This is a genomic window from Chondromyces apiculatus DSM 436, from assembly GCF_000601485.1.
GTDB classification, from domain to species: Bacteria; Myxococcota_A; Polyangia; order Polyangiales; family Polyangiaceae; genus Chondromyces; species Chondromyces apiculatus.
This window is the reverse complement of the sequence record NZ_ASRX01000155.1, coordinates 1-2,998: the sequence shown is the minus strand read 5'-3', so window position 1 is coordinate 2,998 and position 2,998 is coordinate 1. Positions and strand designations below refer to the sequence as shown.

General features: G+C 67.2%; 3 protein-coding genes. All 3 read right to left on the bottom strand.

Annotated features, from left to right (window positions below; translation table 11 throughout):
- Positions 1–83: 83 nt before the first annotated feature.
- The gene (tnpC, locus tag CAP_RS43190) at positions 84–1,796 is read right to left on the bottom strand and encodes an IS66 family transposase (protein ID WP_044252647.1); all 1,713 of its coding nucleotides are present in this window, start codon (positions 1,794–1,796) and stop codon (positions 84–86) included.
- 46 nt (positions 1,797–1,842) lie between these two features.
- Positions 1,843–2,151, bottom strand: a complete 309-nt coding sequence (gene tnpB / locus CAP_RS43185; protein WP_197041603.1) for an IS66 family insertion sequence element accessory protein TnpB — start codon at positions 2,149–2,151, stop codon at positions 1,843–1,845.
- Between the two features lie 462 nt (positions 2,152–2,613).
- A partial coding sequence (locus tag CAP_RS43175; RefSeq protein WP_044252639.1) for an AAA family ATPase occupies positions 2,614–2,998 on the bottom strand: 385 nt, incomplete at its 5' end.

Here is a 2,998-nt window from a genome sequence, read left to right as displayed (position 1 = left end):
CGTAACCGCTGCACGGACCCCACCTTCGGTATCCCTTGGGATGTGATAGGCGGGCCTTTCCTCGCCGCCACGGCTCGGCGGTATCAGGTGCCCGGGGGGATACGGATAACGCCGACGGGCGCCGCGAGCTGGTCGGCGTCGAGCCGTGCCCTGGTTGCGGCCCAGTTGCTGGGCGCCAGCTCGAGGTAGCGCTCCTTGGGCCAGTAGGGCAGCACGCGGAGGACGTCGTTGAGGGTTGCGAGCGGGTCGAGGCGGTGCAGCCGACACGAGGCGATGATGGTAAAGAGCGCCGCCGCGCTCTCGGCGTGGGTGTCGCTGCCGTAGAAGAGCCAGTTCTTGCGCCCGACGACGATGGTCCTCAGGGCGCGCTCGCTGCGGGTGTTGTCGAGGGGCAAGCGGCCGTCGGTCAGGATGCGACGCAGCTCGTGCTCCTGGTTGTGCGCGTAGCCAAGCGCCTTCGCGGCGAGGGAGCGGCCGGCTTGACTCGCGCGGGCGGCGCTCACCCACGCGAAGAAGCCGTCGAGCAGCGGGGCCAGGTGGGTCGCCCTGCGGCGCTTACGCTCGCTTGGAGGCAGCTTCGACCACTGCGCGTCGAGAGCATAGAGCTCCCGGATGCGCCGCAGCCCCTCCACCGCTCCCTGGTGCTTGGTGACCGCAGCGTCGAAGAAGTAGCGACGGCAATGGGCCCAGCAGCCGACGAGCTTGAGCGTGTCTTCGGTGGCCTCCGCGAGCTGTCCGGGTGGGCCTCGGTCGAGGATGTCATAGACGCTGCTTGCATCGCTCTGGAGCAGCCCCGAGAACCCGTGGAAGAGGCCCTCGACCGACGCTGAGGAATGCGACTGCGTGTAGTGGTAGAGGACGTGGTCGCAATCGGCGACGATGGTGAAGAAGTGCCCCTTCTTGCAGGCTCGCCTGCGGCCGTCGGAGCCGGGCTCGGGCTGGATGGCGGCTCCGGTCGCGTCCGTCGACAGCACGTGGCAGTTGGCCCGCGCGTCCTCGAACATCGCGTGCACGACCGTGGCCCCGAGCGTCCCGCCGAGGTCCTCGAGGTAGCGGCACATCGTCCCCCGATCGAGCGACGCCTCCTCGGTCTGCAGGAGCTGCTCGAGGCGATAGCACGGCACACCCAGCATGAACTTCTCGATGGCGAGCCACGCGAACACCGAGGTGTGGCACAACGCGCGCGGGAACAGCCGCGGCGGCAGCTCCGCGCTGAGCACGGTCTCGGTCCCGGCGAGCGCGCTCTCGTAGCGCGCGATGCGCTTCTCGAGCACGCGGAAGCTGCCCGGGATGCGGAGTAGCTCGAAGACCGGCTCGTAGCCGATCAGCCGCCCCTTCTTGGCGAGCTCGGGGTCGTCAATATCCACGGTAATGCGCGGCAGGTGCGAGGCCGCCAGGTTGCGGCGCCCCTTTGGCTTCGGGCGTGCCTTCTTCTCCTCCTTGTCGCGGCCCTTCTCCGCGCCGTCGTCGCCGCAGCCTGTCGCGCCCCCAGGCGTCAGCTCCTGCTCGAGCTTCTTCTGTAGCGCAGCATTCTCGCGGAACAGCCCCTCGAGCAGCAGCTGAAACTCCGACGTGTTGGTGCGCTCCGACTTGGTGCCGAACAGACGACGCTTGAGCTGCTCATTCTCCGCGATTTGATTCGCTAGCGTCGTCTTGAGCGCCTGCTCCGTCCCCTCGAGGGACCGAACCAGCTCGCGCAGCGCAGCGATCGCGTCGTCGCGCTGAAGGAGCTGCTCCCGCAGCTCCCGCAGCGCCTCCACGCCCGCGCTCTCACTCGCCGTGCTTTTCTCACTCATCCTCGCCTCTTGGATGCGCGATGAGCACGCGACGGCTCACAGTCCTTCAATGAATCGGCACGCCCGACAAGCCCGCGAACAGCGCCTCGAACGCCGCTTCGCTGACCACCACACTCTGCTCACCTGGCCGCGTCTGCGTCGGAAGCTCGAAGAGTCCCCGGTCGAGCCGCTTGTAGCAAAGCACGACACCCGTGCCGTCCCACGTGAGCACCTTCACGCTCTGACGGCGTTTGCCGAAGAACACGAACAGCGCCCGCGAGCGGGGCTCGCGCATCATACGCTCACGTACCAGCGCCCCCAGGCGCTCGAACCCGAACCGCATGTCCACCGGCTCGAGCGCGACGAAGATCTCCACTCCGTGCGGGATCATGTCGATACCCCCGCCGACAGCGCTGCCACCACCGCGCGGAGCAGCTCGGCGTCGAACGTCGCCGTTACCCGGATCCGCGCTACGCCCACCTCCATGACGATCTCACGGTCTCGCGTCGGCGGCGCGACCACCAGTCGAACCAGCCCCGGCTCCCTTTTCAAGCTCCCTTCAGCCGCCGCCCAATTCCGCAGCGACGTCTCGGCGTACCCGCGCCTTGCGGCGTAGCGCGCCATGCTTTCCCCGCTCGCACGCCACCCCTGCACCTCGGCACGTCGCTCTTCCTCTGCCCATCGTTTTGCCATGCCCGCAGGCTCTGCCTCACCAGCCCGAGCCTCAACGTGGGGTCCGTGCAGCGGTTACCACCCATCCTTGGGGGACTCTCGCGGTAAGGTAGCTCCTTGAACCAGCAACCAAGCTCCGTGGGCCCTTCGCCGCTCAGGTAGATTTTCATGAGCGGCCCTCGTCGAGGAGGGGTGCCTCGTCGACTCCGTTGGCGTAGCTCAGCCAGAGTTCTCCGAGGGCGTAGACGCTCGACCGCTTGGCGAAGTTCGGGGTGTCCTTGATGAGGGTGGCCCTGGTGCCAGTCTCGGGAGTGCGGGTGATCACTGTGACCTCTTCCGGCTGCATCTCGTTGACCACGAGAGGGCTGTGAGTAGCGATGAGCACCTGCGTGGTTTTCGAGACTTCCCGAAGTACCCGCATCACCTCGGCAATGCGTGCTGGGTGGAGGCCGTTCTCTGGCTCCTCGATGAGGAGCATCGACGCTGGTTCAAGGTACGGAATGGCCGCGAAAGCGAGATAGTTGCCGTCCCAGAACACTGGCTCCAGCGGT